At 67.2% G+C, this 20,223-nt stretch carries 19 protein-coding genes; 10 read left to right on the top strand and 9 right to left on the bottom strand.

The genetic code is table 11. The features are described from left to right. Positions 1–38: 38 nt before the first annotated feature. From DXK21_RS07480 to DXK21_RS07470, 3 genes are all read left to right on the top strand, one after another. Positions 39–3,056 carry a 2-oxoglutarate dehydrogenase E1 component gene (locus DXK21_RS07480; protein ID WP_114817159.1) on the top strand — a complete coding sequence of 1,006 codons (3,018 nt, stop codon included), beginning with the start codon at positions 39–41 and terminating at the stop codon, positions 3,054–3,056. A gap of 56 nt (positions 3,057–3,112) precedes the next feature. Then, the gene (gene odhB / locus DXK21_RS07475; RefSeq protein WP_114817158.1) at positions 3,113–4,618 is read left to right on the top strand and encodes a 2-oxoglutarate dehydrogenase complex dihydrolipoyllysine-residue succinyltransferase; all 1,506 of its coding nucleotides are present in this window, start codon (positions 3,113–3,115) and stop codon (positions 4,616–4,618) included. 86 nt (positions 4,619–4,704) lie between these two features. Further along, positions 4,705–5,133, top strand: a complete 429-nt coding sequence (locus tag DXK21_RS07470) for a hypothetical protein (protein WP_114817157.1) — start codon at positions 4,705–4,707, stop codon at positions 5,131–5,133. Between the two features lie 4 nt (positions 5,134–5,137). Here the strand turns inward: DXK21_RS07470 and DXK21_RS07465 are convergent, their stop codons facing one another. Together DXK21_RS07465 and DXK21_RS07460 are read right to left on the bottom strand one after the other, a co-directional pair. Then, entirely contained in the window at positions 5,138–6,328 is a 1,191-nt protein-coding gene (locus DXK21_RS07465) for a CaiB/BaiF CoA transferase family protein (protein WP_114817156.1), read from the bottom strand. 178 nt (positions 6,329–6,506) lie between these two features. Beyond that, entirely contained in the window at positions 6,507–6,773 is a 267-nt protein-coding gene (locus tag DXK21_RS07460) for a DUF6356 family protein (protein ID WP_114817155.1), read from the bottom strand. Between the two features lie 144 nt (positions 6,774–6,917). On the opposite strand from DXK21_RS07460, the gene DXK21_RS07455 reads away from it, so the two are divergent. Continuing rightward, positions 6,918–8,108: an acyl-CoA dehydrogenase gene (locus DXK21_RS07455; protein ID WP_114817154.1), complete on the top strand. Its 1,191-nt coding sequence runs from the start codon at positions 6,918–6,920 to the stop codon at positions 8,106–8,108. A 130-nt stretch (positions 8,109–8,238) separates the two neighbouring features. After that, positions 8,239–9,588: a S1C family serine protease gene (locus tag DXK21_RS07450; protein WP_114817153.1), complete on the top strand. Its 1,350-nt coding sequence runs from the start codon at positions 8,239–8,241 to the stop codon at positions 9,586–9,588. A gap of 273 nt (positions 9,589–9,861) precedes the next feature. On the opposite strand, the gene fabB is transcribed toward DXK21_RS07450, so the two are convergent. The 3 genes from fabB to DXK21_RS07435 all read right to left on the bottom strand — a co-directional run bounded on the left by fabB (position 9,862) and on the right by DXK21_RS07435 (position 12,403). Further along, entirely contained in the window at positions 9,862–11,091 is a 1,230-nt protein-coding gene (gene fabB / locus DXK21_RS07445; protein ID WP_114817152.1) for a beta-ketoacyl-ACP synthase I, read from the bottom strand. Between the two features lie 60 nt (positions 11,092–11,151). Next, entirely contained in the window at positions 11,152–11,691 is a 540-nt protein-coding gene (gene fabA / locus DXK21_RS07440) for a 3-hydroxyacyl-[acyl-carrier-protein] dehydratase FabA (RefSeq protein ID WP_114817151.1), read from the bottom strand. Between the two features lie 157 nt (positions 11,692–11,848). After that, on the bottom strand, positions 11,849–12,403 hold the full coding sequence (locus tag DXK21_RS07435) for an SH3 domain-containing protein (protein ID WP_245945139.1): 555 nt from the start codon (positions 12,401–12,403) through the stop codon (positions 11,849–11,851). 68 nt (positions 12,404–12,471) lie between these two features. On the opposite strand from DXK21_RS07435, the gene DXK21_RS07430 reads away from it, so the two are divergent. After that, complete coding sequence (locus DXK21_RS07430; protein ID WP_114817150.1) at positions 12,472–13,458, top strand: 2-hydroxyacid dehydrogenase; 987 nt, start codon at positions 12,472–12,474, stop codon at positions 13,456–13,458. Between the two features lie 7 nt (positions 13,459–13,465). Here DXK21_RS07430 and DXK21_RS07425 read toward each other — a convergent pair whose 3' ends face one another. Together DXK21_RS07425 and DXK21_RS07420 are read right to left on the bottom strand one after the other, a co-directional pair. Continuing rightward, positions 13,466–14,227, bottom strand: a complete 762-nt coding sequence (locus DXK21_RS07425; RefSeq protein ID WP_245945138.1) for a HesA/MoeB/ThiF family protein — start codon at positions 14,225–14,227, stop codon at positions 13,466–13,468. A 49-nt stretch (positions 14,228–14,276) separates the two neighbouring features. Next, complete coding sequence (locus DXK21_RS07420) at positions 14,277–14,687, bottom strand: BLUF domain-containing protein (protein WP_114817148.1); 411 nt, start codon at positions 14,685–14,687, stop codon at positions 14,277–14,279. Positions 14,688–14,819: 132 nt separating this feature from the next. On the opposite strand from DXK21_RS07420, the gene hslV reads away from it, so the two are divergent. Together hslV and hslU are read left to right on the top strand one after the other, a co-directional pair. Beyond that, positions 14,820–15,374, top strand: coding sequence for an ATP-dependent protease subunit HslV (hslV, locus tag DXK21_RS07415; protein WP_114817147.1), 555 nt, complete (start codon positions 14,820–14,822; stop codon positions 15,372–15,374). 71 nt (positions 15,375–15,445) lie between these two features. Beyond that, on the top strand, positions 15,446–16,750 hold the full coding sequence (gene hslU / locus DXK21_RS07410; RefSeq protein ID WP_114817146.1) for an ATP-dependent protease ATPase subunit HslU: 1,305 nt from the start codon (positions 15,446–15,448) through the stop codon (positions 16,748–16,750). Between the two features lie 154 nt (positions 16,751–16,904). Here hslU and DXK21_RS07405 read toward each other — a convergent pair whose 3' ends face one another. Next, positions 16,905–17,645, bottom strand: a complete 741-nt coding sequence (locus DXK21_RS07405; protein ID WP_114817145.1) for an alpha/beta fold hydrolase — start codon at positions 17,643–17,645, stop codon at positions 16,905–16,907. A gap of 79 nt (positions 17,646–17,724) precedes the next feature. On the opposite strand from DXK21_RS07405, the gene DXK21_RS07400 reads away from it, so the two are divergent. Continuing rightward, complete coding sequence (locus tag DXK21_RS07400; RefSeq protein ID WP_114817144.1) at positions 17,725–18,690, top strand: glycosyltransferase family 9 protein; 966 nt, start codon at positions 17,725–17,727, stop codon at positions 18,688–18,690. 125 nt (positions 18,691–18,815) lie between these two features. Then, the gene (infC, locus tag DXK21_RS07395) at positions 18,816–19,337 is read left to right on the top strand and encodes a translation initiation factor IF-3 (RefSeq protein WP_114817143.1); all 522 of its coding nucleotides are present in this window, start codon (positions 18,816–18,818) and stop codon (positions 19,335–19,337) included. A 323-nt stretch (positions 19,338–19,660) separates the two neighbouring features. Here the strand turns inward: infC and DXK21_RS07390 are convergent. Then, positions 19,661–20,223, bottom strand: a 563-nt coding sequence (locus DXK21_RS07390; protein ID WP_162790598.1) for a transposase, incomplete at its 5' end; no start/stop codon positions are given.

Raw genomic sequence — 20,223 nt, 5'->3', positions numbered from 1 at the left:
CGTGCGCGCGCAGCCGAATGTAGGATGACGAGAGAAACATGGCGGACGATGCAGGTCAGCTGAACCAGGTCTTTGCCGAGACCAGCTTCCTCTATGGCGCGAACGCCGCCTTCATTGAGGACCTGCACGAAAAATGGGCCGCAGACCCCGGCTCGGTGTCGGGGGAGTGGCGCGCCTTCTTCGATCAGTTGAAGGACAACGCCGACCTGGTGAAGCAGTCGGCCGCCGCCGGCTCCTGGGGTCGCGGCGCCGCCACCGATCCGACCGAGGACACCGCCGTGTTCGACGGCCGTTGGCCGGCCCCCAAGGTCGATCCCAAGGCCGCCGCCGGCAAGCCCGGCCCGCGCCCGGCAGCGCCGGCGGCTGACGCCTCGGGCGGGCTGACCGCCGCCGACGTGCGCGCCGCCGCCCATGACTCGATCCGCGCCCTGATGCTGATCCGCAGCTACCGCGTGCGCGGCCACCTGCAGGCGACGCTGGACCCGCTGGGCATCGAACAGCCGATCGACAACCCCGAGCTGACCCCTGAATTCTATGGCTTCACCGCCGCCGACATGGACCGCCCGATCTTCCTCGACGGCGTCCTGGGCCTGCAGACCGGCTCGATCCGTCAGGTGCTGGAAATCCTCAAGCGCACCTACTGCGGCAACATCGGCGTGCAATACATGCACATCGCCGAGCCGGAAGAGAAATCCTGGCTGCAGCAGCGCTTCGAAGGCCCGGACAAGTTCGAGCAGAACGCCTTCACCAAGGAAGGCAAGCTGGCCATCCTGCACAAGCTGATCGAGGCCGAAGGCTTTGAACGCTTCCTGCACAAGCGCTTCCCCGGCACCAAGCGCTTCGGCCTGGACGGCGGCGAGGCCATGGTCCCGGCCCTGGAGCAGGTGATCAAGCGCGGCGGCAACCTGGGCGTTGACGAGATCGTCTTCGGCATGGCCCACCGCGGCCGCCTGAACACGCTCGCCGCCGTCATGGGCAAGCCCTACAAGGCCATCTTCCACGAGTTCCAGGGCGGTTCGACCGTGCCGTCGGACATCGAGGGCTCGGGCGACGTCAAATACCACATGGGCGCCTCGTCGGACCGTGAGTTCGACGGCAACAAGGTCCACCTGTCGCTGACCGCCAACCCCTCGCACCTGGAGATCGTCAACCCGGTCGTCCTGGGCAAGGCGCGCGCCAAGCAGGCCTTCGACATTCGTGAAGCCAACGCTGGCAAGCCCGAGGCCGAATGGGCGCTGGACCGCTCCAAGGTCGTGCCCCTGCTGATCCACGGCGACGCCGCCTTCGCCGGTCAGGGCGTGGTGGCCGAGTGCTTCGCCCTGATGGGGCTGAAAGGTTATCGCACCGGCGGCACCTTGCACTTCGTCATCAACAACCAGATCGGTTTCACCACCAGCCCGCGCAACTCGCGCTCGTCGCCCTATCCGTCGGATGTGGCGCTGATGGTCCAGGCCCCGATCTTCCACGTCAATGGCGACGACCCGGAAGCGGTCGTCTTCGCCGCCAAGGTGGCGACGGAATACCGTCAGAAGTTCCACAAGGACGCGGTGGTGGACATGTTCTGCTACCGCCGCTTCGGCCACAACGAAGGCGACGACCCCACCTTCACCCAGCCGCTGATGTATTCGAAGATCCGCGCCCAGCCGTCGACGCGCGAGATCTACTCCAAGCGCCTGGTCGAACAGGGCGTCGTCACCCAGGCCGAGGTCGACGCCGAAGTCGCCCGTTTCGAGGCCTTCCTCGACGCCGAGTTCGAAGCCGGCAAGACCTTCAAGGCCGACAAGGCCGACTGGCTGGACGGTCAGTGGCAGGGTCTGGGCATCGACAAGGGCGACGACCAGCAGCAGCGCGGCAAGACCGCCGTTCCGGCTGAAAAGCTCGTCGACTATGGCCATCGCCTGACGCAGATCCCCAACAGCGTCGACATCCACAAGACGCTGAAACGCGTCGTCGAGGCGCGTCGCGAGACGGTCACGACCGGCCAGAACATCGACTGGGCCACCGCCGAAAGCCTGGCCTTCGCCTCGCTGCTGGACGAGGGCTATAATGTCCGCCTGTCCGGTCAGGACTCGGTGCGCGGCACCTTCTCGCAGCGTCACTCGGGCATCACCGACCAGACGACGGAACAGCGCTACATCCCGCTGAACCATCTGCGCGACGGCCAGGCCCACTTTGAAGTCATCGACTCGGCCCTGTCGGAAGAGGCTGTGCTGGGCTTCGAATACGGCTACTCGCTGGCCGACCCGAACACCCTGACCTTGTGGGAAGGCCAGTTCGGCGACTTCGTCAACGGCGCCCAGGTGGTCATCGACCAGTTCATCTCTTCGGGCGAACGCAAGTGGCTGCGCATGAGCGGCCTGACCATGCTGCTGCCGCACGGCTATGAAGGCCAGGGCCCCGAGCACTCCTCGGCTCGCCTTGAGCGCTTCCTGCAGCAGTGCGCCGAGAACAACATGCAGGTCGCCAACTGCACCACCCCGGCCAACTACTTCCACATCCTGCGTCGCCAGATGCACCGCGACTATCGCAAGCCGCTGATCCTGATGACGCCCAAGTCGCTGCTGCGTCACAAGAAGGCGGTCTCGACCCTGGCCGACATGGCCGAGGGTTCGTCCTTCCACCGCGTGCTGCGCGACGACGCCCAACTGCGTCCGGACGTGGCCGGCGTTTCCCTTGTCGCTGACAAGGCTGTCCGCAAGGTCATCGTCTGCTCCGGCAAGGTCTATTACGACCTGCTGGACGCGCGCGAGAAGGCGGGCGTCAATGACATCTACATCCTGCGCCTGGAACAGTTCTATCCGTGGCCGATCAAGTCGATCTCGGCCGAGCTGGCCCGCTTCCCCAACGCCGACCTGGTCTGGTGTCAGGAAGAGCCCAAGAACATGGGCGGCTGGACCTTCGTCGATCCGTGGATCGAACTGACGCTCGAGAAGATGGATATCAAGGCCAAGCGCGCGCGTTACGTCGGGCGTCCGGCCTCCGCCTCCACGGCGGCCGGCCTGATGAGCCGCCACCTGAAGGAACTCGAGACCTTCCTCGCCGAGGCCATGGCCTGACCGGCCCTGCCTGACCTATAGATACGCCAAGACACAAAAAGACACTGGACCGAACCATGGCCGATATCCTCACTCCCGCCCTCGGTGAATCCGTCAGCGAAGCCTCCATCGCCAAGTGGACCAAGAAGGTCGGCGACGCCGTCCGTAAGGACGAAGTCCTGGTCGAGCTGGAAACCGACAAGGTTTCGCTGGAAGTCGTGGCTCCGGCCGACGGCGTCCTGGCGGCGATCAACGCCGCTGAAGGCGACACCGTCGTTCCCGGCACGGTCCTGGGTTCGGTGAGCGAAGGCGCTTCGGCCCCGACCGCCGCGCCGGCTGCGCCCGCCGCGGCTGCGGCCCCTGCCGCCGCCGCTCCGGCCGCTTCGGGCGGCGCCTCGGTCGAGATCGCCGTCCCGACCATGGGCGAAAGCGTCGCCGAGGGTTCGATCGGCACCTGGCTGAAGAAGTCGGGCGACACCGTCGCCAAGGACGAACTGCTGGTCGAGATCGAGACCGACAAGGTCGCGGTGGAAGTCTCGGCCCCGGCCGCCGGCGTCCTGACCATCGTTGCCGACAACGGCGCGACCGTGAACCCCGGTCAGGTCATCGGTTTGGTTTCGGCCTCGGGCGCTGCTGCGGCTCCGGCGGCTGCGCCTGCCGCCGCCGCTCCGGCCAACACCGGCTCGGCTCAGGCGCCCGCTTCGGCTCACCTGTCGCCGGCCGTTCAGCGCGTGGTTTCGGAAAACAACCTGAACCCGGCCTCGCTGTCGGCCTCGGGTCCGAAGGGCAACATCACCAAGGCGGACGCCATCGCCGCCATCGGCGCCGCCGCTCCGGCTGCGCCCAAGGCTGCTGCTGCGCCTGCCGCCCCGCGCGCCGACCAGCCGCGCGAAGAACGGGTGAAGATGACGCGTCTGCGTCAGACCATCGCCCGTCGCCTGAAGGAATCCCAGAACACGGCCGCCCAGCTGACCACCTTCAACGAGGTGGACATGACCAACGTCATGGCCCTGCGCGCCCAATACAAAGAGGTGTTCGAGAAGCGCCACGGCGTGAAGCTGGGCTTCATGTCCTTCTTCACCAAGGCCGTGGTTCAGGCCCTGCGCGAGCTGCCCGCCGTCAACGCCGAGATCGACGGCACGGACATCATCTACAAGAACCACTACGACATCGGCGTGGCCGTCGGCACCGACAAGGGTCTGGTGGTTCCGGTCCTGCGCGACGCCGACACCCTGTCGCTGGCCGGTATCGAAAAGGGCATCGGCGCCCTGGGCAAGGCCGCCCGTGACGGCGCCCTGACCATGGATCAGATGCAGGGCGGCACCTTCACCATCACCAACGGCGGCACCTATGGGTCGCTGATGTCGACGCCGATCCTGAACGCGCCGCAGTCGGGCATCCTGGGCATGCACAACATCGTGCAGCGCCCGATGGCCATCAACGGCGAGGTCAAGATCCGCCCGATGATGTACCTGGCCCTCAGCTACGACCACCGCATCGTCGACGGCAAGGAAGCCGTGACCTTCCTGGTCCGCATCAAGGAACTGCTGGAAGACCCGGCCCGCGCCCTGCTGGACCTGTAAGGTCCGCCAGCAAAGCGAAGCATGACGACGGCGGCTCTTTCGGGAGCCGCCGTTTTCAATTGGGCCCGGCGTGCTAGCCTCGCCCCATGAGCCTTGTTGAAATCGCCCGCTATCAGGATGTCTATGAGGCCGACCTCGCGGCGGCCTTCCTCGCCTCGCACGGGGTGGACGTGGATGTGACCGAGCGGTTCCAGACGACGGTCGATCCCCTGATGCAGCGCGCGCTGGGTCTGCGGCTGATGGGTCGGGTCGATCAGGCGGCACAGGCTCGTGATCTGCTGGCGCTGGTTCGGGCGGGCGAGTTTGGGTTGGAAGAAGGCGATGATCTAGCGCCCGCTGCGCCCGGCGAAAGGGTGGCGGCCCGAGGATTGGCCTTGGCTCTGTTCGTCACAGCCGGCGGCTTCGCCGGCACCAGCCTGCCGCGCCGGATGGGCGTGTTGCAATGGACGGGGTTCGCCCTCGTGGCGGGAATGGTCGCGTGGATGCTGGTGTTTTGGCTCTCGGCGGTCGGATAGGGCGCTAGTCAGCCTTCAGCGTCGCCAGCACGTCGTCCGTGTCCTGCCCCAGCTTCGGCGGCGGGGCGTCGTAGCGGACGGGGGTTTTCGACAGGCGGATGGGCGAGGCCACGGTGCGGATCGGCGCCGCCAGATCGGGACGCGACTGCTCGACGGTCAGGCCGCGATGGAGCGCCTGGGGTTCCTCGAACACCTGGTCCACGGTGTTGACGGGGCCGCAGGGCACGCCCGCCGCCTCCAGCGCCGCCATCAGCCCCTTCATGGTGAAGCCCGCCGTCAGGGCCGACAGGGTGGGGGACAGCTCGGCGCGGTGCTGGACCCGCAGGGCGTTGGTCGCAAAGTGCGGATCGGCGCCCATGGGCGCGACGCCCAGGGCCTTGGCCAGGGCGCGGAACTGGCCGTCGTTGCCGACGGCGATGACCACCATGCCGTCCGAACAGGGGAAGGGCTGGTAGGGGGCCAGGTTGGGGTGGGCGTTGCCCATCCGCGTCGGGGCATTGCCCGAGACAAAGAAGTTCGTCGCCTGATTGGCCAGCATGGCCGCCTGGACGTCGAACAGGGCGATGTCGATGGACTGACCCTCGCCGGTGGCGCGCGCGTGCATCAGGGCGGCGAGAATGGCGTTGGAGGCGTAGAGGCCGGTGAACAGGTCCACGACCGCCACCCCGACCTTCATCGGCTCGGCGCCGGGCGCGCCGTCGGGCTGGCCGGTGATCGACATCAGCCCGCCCATGGCCTGGATCATGTAGTCGTAGCCGGCCCGGTGCGCGTCCGGCCCGTCCTGACCGAAGCCGGTGATGGAGCAGTAGACGAGGCGCGGATTGACCGCTGACAGGCCGGCGTAGTCGAGGCCGTATTTCTTCAATCCGCCGGTCTTGAAGTTTTCGACCACCACGTCGCAGGTCGCGGCCAGACGACGCACGGCCTCGGCGCCGTCAGGGCTGGCGATGTCCAGTTCGACCGACTTCTTGCCCCGGTTGGCGCACATGAAATAGGCGGCGTCGCCCTTGGCCCCTTCGGTCGTGGTGGTGAAGGGCGGACCCCAGTGGCGGGTGTCGTCGCCCTCGTCGGGGCGCTCGATCTTGATCACCTCGGCGCCGAGATCGGCCAGGGTCTGCGTCGCCCAGGGGCCGGCCAAAACCCGGCTGAGGTCGAGAACGCGAACGCCGGAGAGGGGGCCTTGGGTCTGGGTCATGAAGCTTCATACCTCTCCCTCCCCCTTGTGGGGAGGGTGGCTGAGGCCCCGACTTGTTCGGGGGCGAAGACGGGTGGGGGCGCTTGGCAAGTCAAACGCTGCGTCTGTATCGCCACGCCCTCCCCACCCGGTCGCTTCGCGACCACCCTCCCCATGAAGGGGAGGGAGAATTCTTGTTCTACAGCCCCACGTCCCAGACGCCGGCGTTTCTCATGCGGCTGTCGCGGGCCTCCTCGGCGCGGCCGCCCATGTCGCGGGCCATGCTGCGAATGGCGTCGGAGACGGTGCTTTTGTGCAGGCCCGGCACGACGGCGTGGGTGAAGGCGCAGCCGGCCAGACGGATCAGCTTGAAGCCGAAGCGGGCTGAGGCGACCATGTGTTCGAGATAGGTCTCGCGGACCTCGCGCGGGTGGTCGCGGAACAGGCGGGAAAACGTATTCGACATGGCCGCAACCTAACGCGGTTCGCCGCGGCCCTCTACCCGGTTCAATAGTTTTGGCCTAAACCGGCCCCTGGAACAGGGGTCCCGTCGTCATGCCCTTTGCGCGTGACGATCAGAGAGCCCCGCATACTCGCGCAGGAAACACCGATGGCCGACGGCTCGCACGCTCCGCAACAGACCTTCCGTTGGGACGACCCGTTCGACCTGCGGGGGCGCCTGACCGACGACGAGCGGATGATTCAGGACGCGGCGCGGTCTTATGCCCGCGAGGCCCTGCTGCCGCGCGTGGTCGAGGCTTTCCGTGATGAGACCTTTGATCGCGCCATCATGACCGAGATGGGCGAGATGGGCTTCCTCGGCGCCATGCTGCCGGAACAATACGGCGGCTCGGAAGCCAGCCACGTCGCCTATGGCCTGATCGCGCGTGAGGTCGAGGCGGTCGACAGCGGTTATCGCTCGGCCATGTCGGTGCAATCGTCGCTGGCCATGTACCCGATCTACGCTTTCGGCTCGGAAGAGCAGAAGAAGAAGTTCCTGCCGAAAATGGCGGCGGGCGAGCTGGTCGGCTGCTTCGGCCTGACCGAGGCTGACGGCGGCTCGGACCCGGCTTCGATGAAGACCAAGGCGGTCAAGGTCGACGGCGGCTATCGCCTGAACGGCGCCAAATACTGGATCACCAACTCGCCCATCAGCGACCTGGCCATCGTCTGGGCCAAGCTGGACGACAAAATTCGCGGCTTCATCGTCGAGCGTGATTTCGACGGCTTCACCACGGACAAGATCGGCGACAAGCTGTCGCTTCGCGCCTCGATCACCGGGGACATCGGCCTGAACGACGTCTTCGTGCCGGAAGCCAACATCCTGCCGGGCGTGCAAGGCCTGCGCGGACCGTTCTCCTGCCTGAACAAGGCGCGCTTCGGCATCGCCTGGGGGGCCATGGGCGCCGCCGAGTTCTGCTTCCACGCCAGCCGCGACTATGTCGGCGAGCGGATGCTGTTCGGCCGCCCGCTGTCGTCGCGCCAACTGGTGCAGAAGAAGCTGGCCGACATGCAGACCGAGATCTTCCTCGGCTTCGAGGGCGCCTATGCGCTCGGCCGTCTGCTCGATACCGGCGCCTGGGTGCCGGAGGCCATCAGCCTGATGAAGCGCAACAACTGCGGCAAGGCCCTGGCCGTGGCGCGCGAGGCCCGCGACATGCACGGCGGGGCCGGCATCACCGGCGAGTTGCACGTCATGCGCCACGCCATGAACCTCGAAACGGTCAACACCTATGAGGGCGCGCACGACGTCCACGCCCTGATCCTAGGCCGGGCCATCACGGGCGAAAGCGCCTTCTAAGGGCTCACGGCTATCGTGACGGTCGAGGCCGTCGTCAGGGCGGGTTTCCCAGCATGGTTGCTGGAGCGAATATCTGGGTTCAGATGCAATCGCTTTCGCTTTAGGCTGTGCGCCTGCGAAGGGACCCACCATGACGCGATCCACCCTGCTGGCCTCGACCGGCGCCGCCCTTGTCCTGATTCTGAGCGCGACGCCGGTTGCGGTGATCGCGGCCCCGGCCGCCGCTTCAGTGCAGACGCCGTCCGTGGCGGGCCTGCCCTATGACGCGCGACGCGGGGTCTTCACCTTCGCAGCCGGTCTCGACGCCTCCCTGCCCGCCGTGGTGCAGGTCACGACCCTGGGCCAGTCGCGCGGCCCCAGCTCGGACGGCGATCCCAAGCCCTCGCAGGGCGGGTCCGGCGTCATCATCGACGCCGCCAACGGCATCATCGTCACCAACAACCACGTCATCGAGAACGGTCAGAAATTCACCGTCGACATGACCGACGGCCGCCTGTTCGACGCGGTCCTGATCGGGGCGGACAAGGCCACCGACATCGCCGTGCTGAAGATCGAGGCCAAGGGCCTGTCCCAGGTCCAGACGGTGGATTCCGACACCCTGCGCACCGGCGACCTGGCCTTTGCGGTCGGCTATCCCCTGGGTCTGGATCAGACCCTGACCATGGGGGTCATCTCGGGCCTGAACCGCTCGGGCATGGGCGACGCCATCGAGGACTATATCCAGACCGACGCGGCGGTGAACTCGGGCAACTCGGGCGGGCCGCTGCTGGACAGCCGGGGCCGGCTGATCGGCATCAACACCTCGATCCTGTCCGGCGGCATGGGCGGCGGCAACGACGGCATCGCCTTCGCCGTGCCGACGCGAATCATGATGTTCGTGGTCGACCAGTTGCGCGCCACCGGCGAGGTCAAGCGCGGTCAGATCGGCGTGGCCCTGGGGTCTCTGACAGCCGAACGGGCGCGTGATCTGGGGCTGAACCTGGTGCGCGGGGCCGTCGTCTATGACGCCGCGCCGGGGTCATCCGCCGAGCAGGCGGGCCTGCGCCCCGGCGACGTGATCACCCGCATCCAGAACCGCCCCGTGGCCAACGCCGGCTCGGTCCAGGCCACGGTCGGCATCGCTCGGCCCGGCGCCGCCCTGCCGGTCGTCTATCTGCGCGACGGACGCGAGGCGACGGCAACTCTGACGGTCCAGTCACCCGATCCGGCGGCCGTGCGGGTGGGGCGCAGCGCGGCCATGGCGCGGGGCCTGACCTTCCGCAACAGCGGCGACGGCGCGGGCGCCCAGATCACCGTGGTCGAGGGCGGTTCCGCCGCGGCGGCGGCGGGCGTTCAGGCGGGCGACGTGGTGGTCTCGGCGGGTTCGACCAGCGTGGCGGACATGACGGCCTTGGCTGCGGCCCTGCAGGCTGCCGGCGGTGCGGTCGACCTGACGGTGATGCGCGACGGCGAGCGGACGACGATCAGCCTGCCCGGCTGATCGCTCTTCGTTTCGATTTGGCCGGACAGCAAAACGCCCGCGTCGCCAGGAGGGGGAGGGGGGCGGTCGCGGGCGTCTCACTTGGAGGAAGCATCGGCCCGTCGAAGCCCTAAGCGGAAAAATCCTGGGGGGCTGGGGGGGCTGTTCAGGATCCGGGACTCTTCCGAACTCCGACGAGCCGATGATGTAGATTTGACCCCCGTTCCGGGCGGGCTCACGACCGAATGGGGGCCTTTTCGTGTTCTGCGAGATTTTTTGCTCGCCGGGTCGAAATCAGACCTTGGACAGGATCAGGGCGCCGTTGGTGCCGCCGAACCCAAACGAGTTGGACATGACGTGCTTCAGCTCGCCGTCGTGGCGTTCACGCAGGATCGGCATGCCCTCGAACTCGGGGTCCAGATTTTCGATGTGGGCGCTCTCGGCGGCGAAGCCGTGCTTCATCATCAACAAGCAGTAGATGGCTTCCTGCGCGCCAGCGGCGCCCAGGGAATGGCCCGTCAGCGACTTGGTCGAGGAGATCATCGGCAGGTCGTCGCCGAAGACGTTGCGCACCGCGCCCATCTCCTTGGAGTCGCCGACCGGCGTCGAGGTGCCGTGCGGGTTCAGGTAGTCGATGCGCGGATCGCCGGCCATCTTCAGGGCCAGCTTCATGCAGCGCTCAGCGCCCTCGCCCGAGGGGGCGACCATGTCGTAGCCGTCCGAGTTGGCGGCGTAGCCGGTGACTTCGGCATAGATGGTCGCGCCGCGCGCCACGGCGCGTTCGTATTCTTCCAGGACCACGATGCCCGCGCCGCCGGCGATGACGAAGCCGTCGCGGTCCTTGTCATAGGCGCGCGAAGCGACGGCAGGCGTCTCGTTGAAGTTGGAGGACATGGCGCCCATGGCGTCGAACATGTTCGACATGGACCAGTCGATATCCTCGCAACCGCCGGCGAAGACCACGTCCTGCTTGCCCCAGGCGATCTGCTCGGCGGCCGCGCCGATGCAGTGGGCCGAGGTCGCGCAGGCCGAGGAGATCGAATAGTTGATGCCCTTCAGCTGGAACCAGGTGGCCAACACCGCCGACGGGCCGCTGGCCATGGCCTTGGGCACGGCGAAGGGGCCGACGCGCTTGGGCGAGCCCTTTTCGATGGTGGTTTGGGCCGCCTGCAGGATGACCTGGGTCGAGGGGCCGCCCTCGCCGACGATCAGGCCGATGCGCTCGTCCTTGATCTCTTCGGCGCTCAGGCCGCTGTCCTTCAGCGCTTCTTCGAAGGCGATGTGCGCCCAGGCCGTGCCGTTGGCCAGGAAGCGCGCCGCGCGGCGGTCCACCAGCGGCGCCCAGTCTTCGGCGGTCACGCCCAGCGACGGCGGCGCCCAGACCTGTGAGCGGAAGCCGTACTTGGCGTGGTCGGCGGCGTGCTGGACGCCCGACTTGGCTTCGCGCAGGGAGGCTGTGACCTCGTCCTGGCCGGTGCCGATGGAGGAGACGATGCCCAATCCGGTGACGACGACACGCCGCATGGTGTTTCCTATCATTCAGTCTTCAGGCGCCGCGTGAACCGCGGTCTGCGTTAAATGGGGTCAGGCGTCCGCAGCCGCTACCGCGGCCGCGCCGCCGAACAGGCCGACGCGCATGTCGGCGCAGGTGTAGATGACCTCGCCGTCGGCCTCGAGCACGCCGTCGGCGATGCCCATGACCAGCTTGCGGTTGATGACGCGCTTCAGGTGGACCTTATAGACCACCTTCTTGACGTCCGGCGTCACCTGGCCGGTGAACTTGACCTCGCCGACGCCGAGCGCCCGGCCCTTGCCGGGACCGCCGATCCAGCCGAGGTAGAAGCCGACCAACTGCCACATGGCGTCCAGGCCCAGGCAGCCCGGCATGACCGGATCGCCGATGAAGTGGCACTGGAAGAACCAGAGGTCCGGGTTGATGTCGAGTTCCGCCTCGACATAGCCCTTGCCGTAGTCGCCGCCGTCGGCGGTGATGGTCGTGATGCGGTCGAACATCAGCATCGGCGGGGCCGGAAGCTGGGCGTTGCCCGGACCGAACAGTTCGCCACGGCCCGAGGCCAGCAGGCCTTCATGATCGAACGACGACGGATATTGGGACTGGCTCAAGGCTGACGCTCCGGAAGTGTTGCGGGCGGGTTACACGACCCGGCGCGCCCGCTCAACTGTTGTGAAGTCTGGAGCCTGACCGCTCGGTCAGCCTCCAGGTGTGATGTTGGCGCGAATATCTGAGCCTAGACGCCAGCGCGTCCAGGCCGATTTCGCTCTAGCTGCGCCCCGCGCCGGCGGGCCGGGCGGCGTTGCAAAGGGCGCGTTGCTGGGTTCCGAACACGGCGCGCTCGGGCACCCAGCCGCGGATCTTGCGCGCCCGCACCCGGCACCAGCCCTCCTCGCACTCGTCCAGCGAGACGATGGAGCGCGGCGACAGGCGGGCGCGAACCGAGGAGGTGGCGGAACGACCAGAATGGATCGGGATTTCCTCGGCCGAGCGGTTGAACACGCTGCGACGGCCCGAGGCCACGGTGCGGTGAATCCAGGCGACCGAGCCGTCCGGGTCGCAGATCTTGCGCCATTCCCTGGTCTCGGCGATCACTTGCACGGGCAGGCCCGCGGCGCGGTACTCCCACAGGATCTGGTAGTCGAGGCCCGGCCCCTGGCGGGCGCGGACCTGAGAGGATTTCAGCGTGACCCAGCGCGGTACGTCCAGGCCGGTCGGCGTCGGCCGACCGTCAGGCATGAGGGCGCCGGCGCCCGCGAAGACGCCCGCTCCGAAAATGGCGGCGATGACGGCGATACGCCGGAAACTTTTGAACCTGACCACAGCTTTGCTAGACACCGGATCGACACGTCCCGTACGGGCGCTTTTGCCCGTCGAAACCCAGGCTCCCTATGTCCGCTCGCAAGCTTAAGGTCGTATTAACCAGACGCCTGCCGGACGCGGTGGAAATACGTCTGCGCGAACTGTTCGACGCCGAACTGAACCTGACCGACAAGCCCATGTCGCGCGACGATCTGGCCGCCGCCCTGCAGCGCGCCGAGGTCCTGATCCCGACCATCACCGACCATCTGGACGCCGACCTGATTGCGGGCGCGGGCGATCAGCTAAAGATGATCGCCAACTTCGGGGCGGGCGTGGACCATATCGACATCGACGCCGCCGTGGGCCGGGGGATCATCGTCACCAATACGCCGGGCGTCCTGACCGAGGACACGGCCGACCTGACCATGAGCCTGATCCTCGGCGTCAGCCGCCGCATCGTCGAAGGCGCCAATGTCGTCGCCGCCGGGCAGTTCGAGGGCTGGAGCCCGACCTGGATGTGCGGACGCAAGCTGTGGGGCAAGCGGCTGGGCATCGTCGGCATGGGCCGCATCGGCCAGGCCCTGGCCCGCCGCGCCAAGGCCTTTGGGATGCAGGTCCACTATCACAACCGCAAACCCGTCTCGGACATGATCGCCGAGGAGTTGGGCGCGACCTGGTGGGACGATCTGGATCAGATGCTGGCCCGGATGGACGTCATCTCCCTGAACTGCCCGGCCACCAGGGACACGCATCACCTGTTGTCCGCTGAACGCATCGCCCGGCTTCAGCCCCACGCCATTGTCGTCAACACCGCGCGCGGCGAACTGATCGACGAGGCGGCCCTGGTCGAGGCCCTGGATCGCCGCGCCCTGTTCGGCGTCGGCCTGGACGTGTTCGAGCACGAACCGGCGGTGCATCCGGGTCTGATGGGCCGCGCCAACGTCGTCCTGCTGCCCCACCTCGGCTCGGCCACCATCGAGGCCCGTCAGGACATGGGCGACCGCGTCATCGCCAACATCATGACCTACCAGAACGGCCACCGTCCGCCCGACCGGGTCATCCCGGCCATGCTCTAGGCGGGAGCTATCCGCAGACGGGACAGGCCGGGTCGGCGGCGATCTTCACTACCCGGCTGGTTCCGGCCAGGCCGTCGTAGAGCATGAGGCGGGCGGTCAGGGGTTCGCCGGCCCCGGTGATCAGTTTGATCGCCTCCAGCGCCGCCATGGCGCCGATGACGCCGGCCAGGGCGCCGACGACGCCGACGCGGGCGCAGGTCTCGGCGTCGGGCGGGGTTTCGGGCACCAGGCATTGATAGCAGGGCTGGCCGGTGAAGACCCCGACCTGACCGTTCCAGCGGCCCAGCGCCCCGGACACCAGCGGCACGCCGGTCGCGACGCAGGCGGCGTTGACGGCGAAGCGCGTCTCGAAATCGTCTGTGCCGTCCAGCACCAGGTCGAAGCGCTCGATAATGCCGGGGGCGTTGGCCGGCGTCAGACGCTCGACGAAGGGCTCGACGGCGACATGGGGATTGAGCGCGGCCAGATGCTCAGCGCCTGCCTCGACCTTGGGTCGCTGAGCGTCGGCGGTGGTGAAGATGATCTGACGCTGCAGGTTGGACAGGGCCACCGCGTCATGGTCGATCAGGCCCAGGGTCCCAACCCCGGCGGCGGCCAGATAGAGGGCGGCGGGCGCGCCGACCCCGCCCAGGCCGACGATCAGCACCCGCGCGCGCTTCAAGGCCTGCTGGCCGGGGCCGCCGATCTCGGACAGCACCAGTTGACGTGCGTAGCGGTCGACTTCCTCATCGGAGAAGCGGACGGGGGCGAGAGGAGAGGGCGTGTTCACCCCCGACATCTAGCGCGTCGTCAGGGGAACGCCAGCCCGCGACGCGGGATCAGGCCGGTTCCGCCAGACTCGCCGCCGTGGCCGCCAGCACCGCCTCGGCCTTGGCTGAGCTGATGGCTGACAGGTCTTCATCGTTCAGCAGGGCCAGCATGGCCGGCGTGGCCGTGGCGTGGCCCATGGCCCAGTGGCCGAACATACGCGCGGCGATCGGCTGGTCGGACAGCAGGCGCAGATTAACGTGGCGAGGGTCGCGTCGCAGGCGGTCCATCAGGCGATCGACATCCGTCCGCGCGCCCTCGATCGCCTGAAGGAAGCGGCCGTTGTGGCCCAGCAGCACCCCCGTCAGATGGTCGCGACGATTATTGCGTTCGGAAACGCCCAGGATTTCGGCGATGGCCAACAGGCTGGTCCCGGCGGCGCCGACGGCGTCGCTGACGTAGATGACGCGGTGCAGGGGCAAGACGGAACTCGAACTGGAGGCGACGCAACTCTAGGTGAAGCGTCCCTTGTCATGGACGAGGTTAACAAACAGCCAGCGGCTGCGGCGCGACGGCGTCTTGCGAGGGCGCTCATTCCTCGCCATCTGGTCGTCATGACCCAGACTTCCAGCTTCCCCGACTGGCACGGCACCACCATTCTGGCGGTGCGCAAGAACGGCCGCACCGTCATCGCCGGCGACGGCCAGGTCTCGATGGGACCGACCATCGTCAAGGGCGCGGCGCGCAAGGTGCGCACCCTGGCCGGCGGCAAGGTTCTGGCCGGTTTCGCCGGGGCCACGGCGGACGCCCTGACCCTGATCGAGCGGCTGGAAGCCAAGCTGGAGCAGTATCCCGACCAGCTGGCCCGCGCCTGCGTCGAACTGGCCAAGGACTGGCGCACCGACCGCTATCTGCGTCGGCTGGAGGCCATGCTGCTGGTCGCCGACAAGGACACCATCCTGACCGTCACCGGCGTCGGCGACGTGCTGGAGCCGGAATACGGCGTGGCCGCTGTCGGCTCGGGCGGCAACTACGCGCTCGCCGCCGCCCGCGCCCTGATCGACGAAGACAGCGGGCTGGACGCTGAACAGATCGCTCGCAAGGCGATGAAGATCGCCGCCGAGATCTGCGTCTACACCAATGGCAATCTGACCATCGAGAGTTTGTAGGGCGCTATCGCTCGCCGCGCGGCGGCTCGCTGCTTGAGCGCCTATCCGAGTATTTCTGGACCGTCTGAACCATGACCGACCTGTCTCCCCGCGAAATCGTCTCCGAACTGGACCGCTACATTGTCGGTCAGGACGACGCCAAGCGCGCCGTGGCTGTGGCCCTGCGCAACCGCTGGCGCCGCAAGCGCGTGCCGGAAGATCTGCGTGACGAAGTCACGCCCAAGAACATCCTGATGATCGGCCCCACGGGGGTCGGCAAGACCGAGATCGCCCGGCGTCTGGCCAAGTTGGCCGGCTCGCCCTTCCTCAAGGTCGAGGCCACCAAGTTCACCGAGGTCGGCTACGTCGGTCGCGACGTGGATCAGATCATGCGCGACCTGGTCGAGAGCGCCTTGGTCATGGTGCGCGACAAGCGCCGCTCGGGCGTCAAGGCGCGGGCTGAGGGCGCGGCCGAGGAGCGGATTCTGGACGCCCTGGTCGGGCCGGGCTCGCAGCCCGCAACGCGCGAGGCCTTCAGGAAGAAGCTGCGCGCAGGCGAACTGGACGACAAGGAGATCGAGATCGCCTTGGCCGACACGGCCTCGCCCTTGCAGGGGCTGGACATGGGCGGAGGGGGCGGCAACGTCGGCCTGCTGAACCTGTCGGACCTCCTGGGCAAGATGGGGGGCGGGCGCACCAAGACGGTCAAGCTGACCGTGGCCGAAGCGATGGCCCCGCTGACCACCGAGGAAAGCGACAAGCTGCTCGATCAGGAAAGCCTGACCAAGGAAGCTTTGCTGCTGGCCGAGAACGAGGGCATCGTCTTCCTCGACGAGATCGACAAGGTGGCGGCGCGTCAGGGCGCCTCCGGGGCTGATGTTTCACGTGAAGGCGTGCAGCGCGACCTGCTGCCCCTGATCGAGGGCACAACCGTTTCGACCAAGTACGGGCCGGTGAAGACGGACCACGTCCTGTTCATCGCCTCAGGCGCCTTCCACGTGGCCAAACCGTCAGACCTGTTGCCCGAACTGCAAGGGCGCCTGCCGATCCGGGTCGAGTTGAAGGCCCTGACCCGCGACGACTTCAAGCGCATCCTGACCGAGCCCGAGGCCAATCTGATCCGTCAGAACCAGGCCCTGTTGGAGACGGAAGGCGTCACCCTGGTCTTCACGGATGATGCGGTCGAGGCCATGGCCGACGCCGCCGTGGCCGCCAACAACACCGTCGAGAACATCGGCGCGCGCCGGCTTCAGACCGTGATGGAACGGGTGCTGGAGGAGACCAGCTTCAAGGCCTCGGACCTGTCCGGCCAGACCTTGACCTTCGACGGCGAGATGGTGCGGGAAAAGGTCGGCGAGCTGGCCAAGAACATCGACCTGAGCCGGTTTATTCTGTGACGATCTGAGCCTTTCCTCCCCACTTTGTGGGGAGGGGGACCGCGTAGCGGTGGAGGGGGCGACGCAAACGCCTGCCGTGGAGACGCCCCCTCCGTCACGTCCGCTTCGCGTCCGCGCCACCTCCCCATGAAATGGGGAGGAAAGACGCAAGCGATCAGCCCCGCATCGCCCCTACCGCTTCCACCAGACGTTCCAGATCGCGCGGCGTAGACAGCCGGTGGTCGCCGCCCTCGATCAGGTCCAGGCGCACGTCGCCGCCGGTCAGGCGCTCGACCAGTTCGACCTGATGACGCCACGGCACCACGTCGTCGGCGCGCCCTTGCAGCACATGGATCGGCGCCTTGATGTCAATGATCCCGTCCAGCAGGAGCCAGTCGCGCGCCTCCTCGAACATCCGCCGGGTCAGTATGTAGGACCCCAGGCCCTCCTCGGTGATGACCGTTTCGCCCTCGCGCAGGATGGCCTGACGCTCGTGGTCGGCCAGGCCGGGCCACATCAGTTTTTCGGTGAAGTCCTGGGCCGGATTGATCAGCACCACGCCCTTGATCCGTTCGGGCCGCGCCAGGGTCGCCAGCAGGGCGACCCAGCCCCCCATCGACGAGCCGACCGGGATCACCGGGCCTTCGAGGCTGTCGATCAGGGCGACGGCGTCCTCGCGCCAGCGACCGATCGTGGCCTGCTTCCAGTCGCCCGAAGACTGCCCGTGGGCGAAATGGTCGTAGCGGACGAAAGACCAGCCGCGCTCGCGCGCCGCCTGCTCAAGGGCCAGCGCCTTGGTCCCCTCCATGTCCGAACGGAAGCCGCCGATCCAGATGACCGTAGGCCCGTCGCCCGCGACCGCCTTGAAGGCCAGGGTCTCGCCATCGAGGCGGGCGAGCGTTTCGAAGTCGGACATGGTGGCTCCTCGGACTGTCATTCGGCGCGGAATGGCTTTAGCAGAGACGGCGATTGTTCACAGGCCGCGAGGGCCCCGCTTGTCCGCACCCAAAGCCCTTTTCGTCAGTTCGAACCGCATCGGCGACTGCGTCATCTCTTCCGGCGTGATCCGCGAGATCGCGCGCCAGCTGCCGGGAGTGCAGATCACCGTGGCCTGCGGCCGTCCGCCCGCCCCCTTCTTCCGCTCCGCGCCGAACGTCGAGCGGGTCATCATCCTCGACAAGAAGAAGGCCGCCGGACACTGGGTCGATCTGTGGAAGCAGGTGCGCGGCGTGAAATGGGACATGGTCGTCGATATCCGCGGCTCGGCCCTGGCCTGGCTGATCCCGGCCAAGCGCCGCATCGTCTATAGCCGCCGCTGGGAAACCGGCCTGCGCAAGGTCGAGATGGTGTCGCGCCTGATGGGGGCGTCCACGCCGCTGGCCCCCGAAATCTGGCTCGACGCTCAGGCCCGCGCCGAGGCCGCCGCCGTCATCGACCCGCAACTGGCCGCAGGGCCGGGCGCGGGGCCGATCATCGCTCTTGCGCCGATCGCCCACCAGCCGGGCAAGTCCTGGCCGGCCGACCGCTGGGGTCAGTTGGTCGAGAAGCTGAAGGCCGAGCCGCGCTTCGACGGCTGGCGCTTCATGCCTGTCGGCGGACCCGGCGACCGCCCGCCCGCGACCCCGGCGCTGGAGGCGGCAGGCGACCGCGCCATCGATTGCGTGGGCAAGGGCGACATCCTCTGTTCGGCCGCGGCCATCGACCGCGCCGCCCTGTTCGTGGGCAATGACTCCGGGCTGATGCACGTCTCGGCGGCGCTGGGCCGACCGACCCTGGGCCTGTTCGGGCCGACCGAGTGGTGGCTCTATGGCCCCTGGGGTCCAAAGACGCGCACGGTCGCCTCCAACGAGACGCGCGGCCAGTTCGCGCCGATCGAGGATTTGACGGTCGATCATGTCTTTGAAGGGGTGCTGGCGCTGCACGACGCCTACATCGACGCCTCAAACCCCGACCAGCCTTGAATTTCAGGGCTTCAGCCGTCATATTCCCGCCGCCGGGAACGCCGCCCCTCGTCGCGCGCTGATCCCTGCGAGATTATCGCCTGCTCTTCTGACCACATAAGGAAACGACGCCCATTCGCCGTCCCATGCAAGCGCCGCCCGTCAAAGACGGGCCGCCCATCAACCAGGAAATCCGCGCTACACGCGTGCTGCTGATCGACCAACACGGCGAGAAACAGGGCGTCATGCCGCTGTCTTCCGCGCTGGAAGCGGCCGAAGAGGCCGGTCTGGATCTGGTCCAGATCGTCGGCAACGCCGAGACGCCGGTCTGCAAGATCCTGGATTACGGCAAGCATCGTTTCCAGGAGCAGAAGAAGAAGGCCGAGGCGCGCAAGCGCCAGAAGGTCGTCGAGCTCAAGGAAATCAAGCTCCGTCCGAACATCGACACCCATGACTACGAGGTCAAGGCCAAGTCGATGCACCGCTTCTTCGAGGAGGGCGACAAGGTCAAAGTGACCCTGCGCTTCCGCGGTCGTGAAATGGCGCACCCGGAACTGGGCATGAAATTGCTCAACAAGGTCCAGGCCGACTTCGACGAAGTCGCAAAGGTCGAATACGCCCCGCGTATGGAAGGCCGCCAGATGATCATGATCCTGGCGCCGCGCTAAGCGCGATCCACCGCTTATCTGAAAAGCCCCGGCCGAAAGGTCGGGGCTTTTTTCTTGGCTCAACTGGCGTGCGAGGCGCTTCTCGGATACCGCTGATTTTAATCTTGGCGGTTCGGGGGAGCGCGCAAAATGTTGGGTTCACGCACGGCGGCGATTGCGCTTGTCGTCTTCGCAGTCGTCGGCCTGTCGACAGGCGCGGTCAGGGCGCAGACGCCTCCGATAGAGGCCTATGGCGCTGTTCCAGCCATCGACTGAGGCTGTGTAAAAACGTGCGGACCCACGGCGGGGCGGAAGGTGGCGACGAGGTGCGGAGCGCCTCCTGCTCAGGCCCTGATGGCTTCCATCAGCGGCTTGGTTCCCAGCACCGCCATCACCCGCTTCATGTTGTAGGCCAGGATGTGGAGGCTGATCTCGGTCTTCACGTTGGGCAGGCCCTTCATCAGGAAGTGGGTGTGGCCCATCCAGGCTTTGATCGTGCCGAACGGGTGTTCGACCAGGCTTCGCCGTTCACGCATGGCTCTGGGCCTCAGGTCCATTCGGGTTTGAAGGGCATCGATCACCGCTTCATGCTCCCACCGCGTGACCTTTCGTTCGACCGCAGGCGTGCACTGAGCCTTGATGCTACAGCCTGTGCAACTGGCCCGATCCCAGTACCGATGCAGCGTCATGCCTCTTTCGACGACGGTCATGTGGTACGGAAGCAGGGAGCCGGCCGGGCATCGGTAGACGTCCTGATCGGGCAGATAGACGAAATCCTGCTTGCCGAAGCGGCCGTTCGCCTTGGCGCCTGACGTCAGCGGCTTGGGCACGAACGGCGTCACGCCCAAGGCTTCGCAGGCCAGGATTTCCTCGCCGGAGAAGTAGCCCCGGTCCGCCAGCACATCGA

The organism is Brevundimonas bullata (genome assembly GCF_003350205.1).
Lineage (GTDB): Bacteria > Pseudomonadota > Alphaproteobacteria > Caulobacterales > Caulobacteraceae > Brevundimonas > Brevundimonas bullata.
Note: the sequence above shows the minus strand (reverse complement) of the source record. Positions and strands in the feature narration are given on the sequence as shown.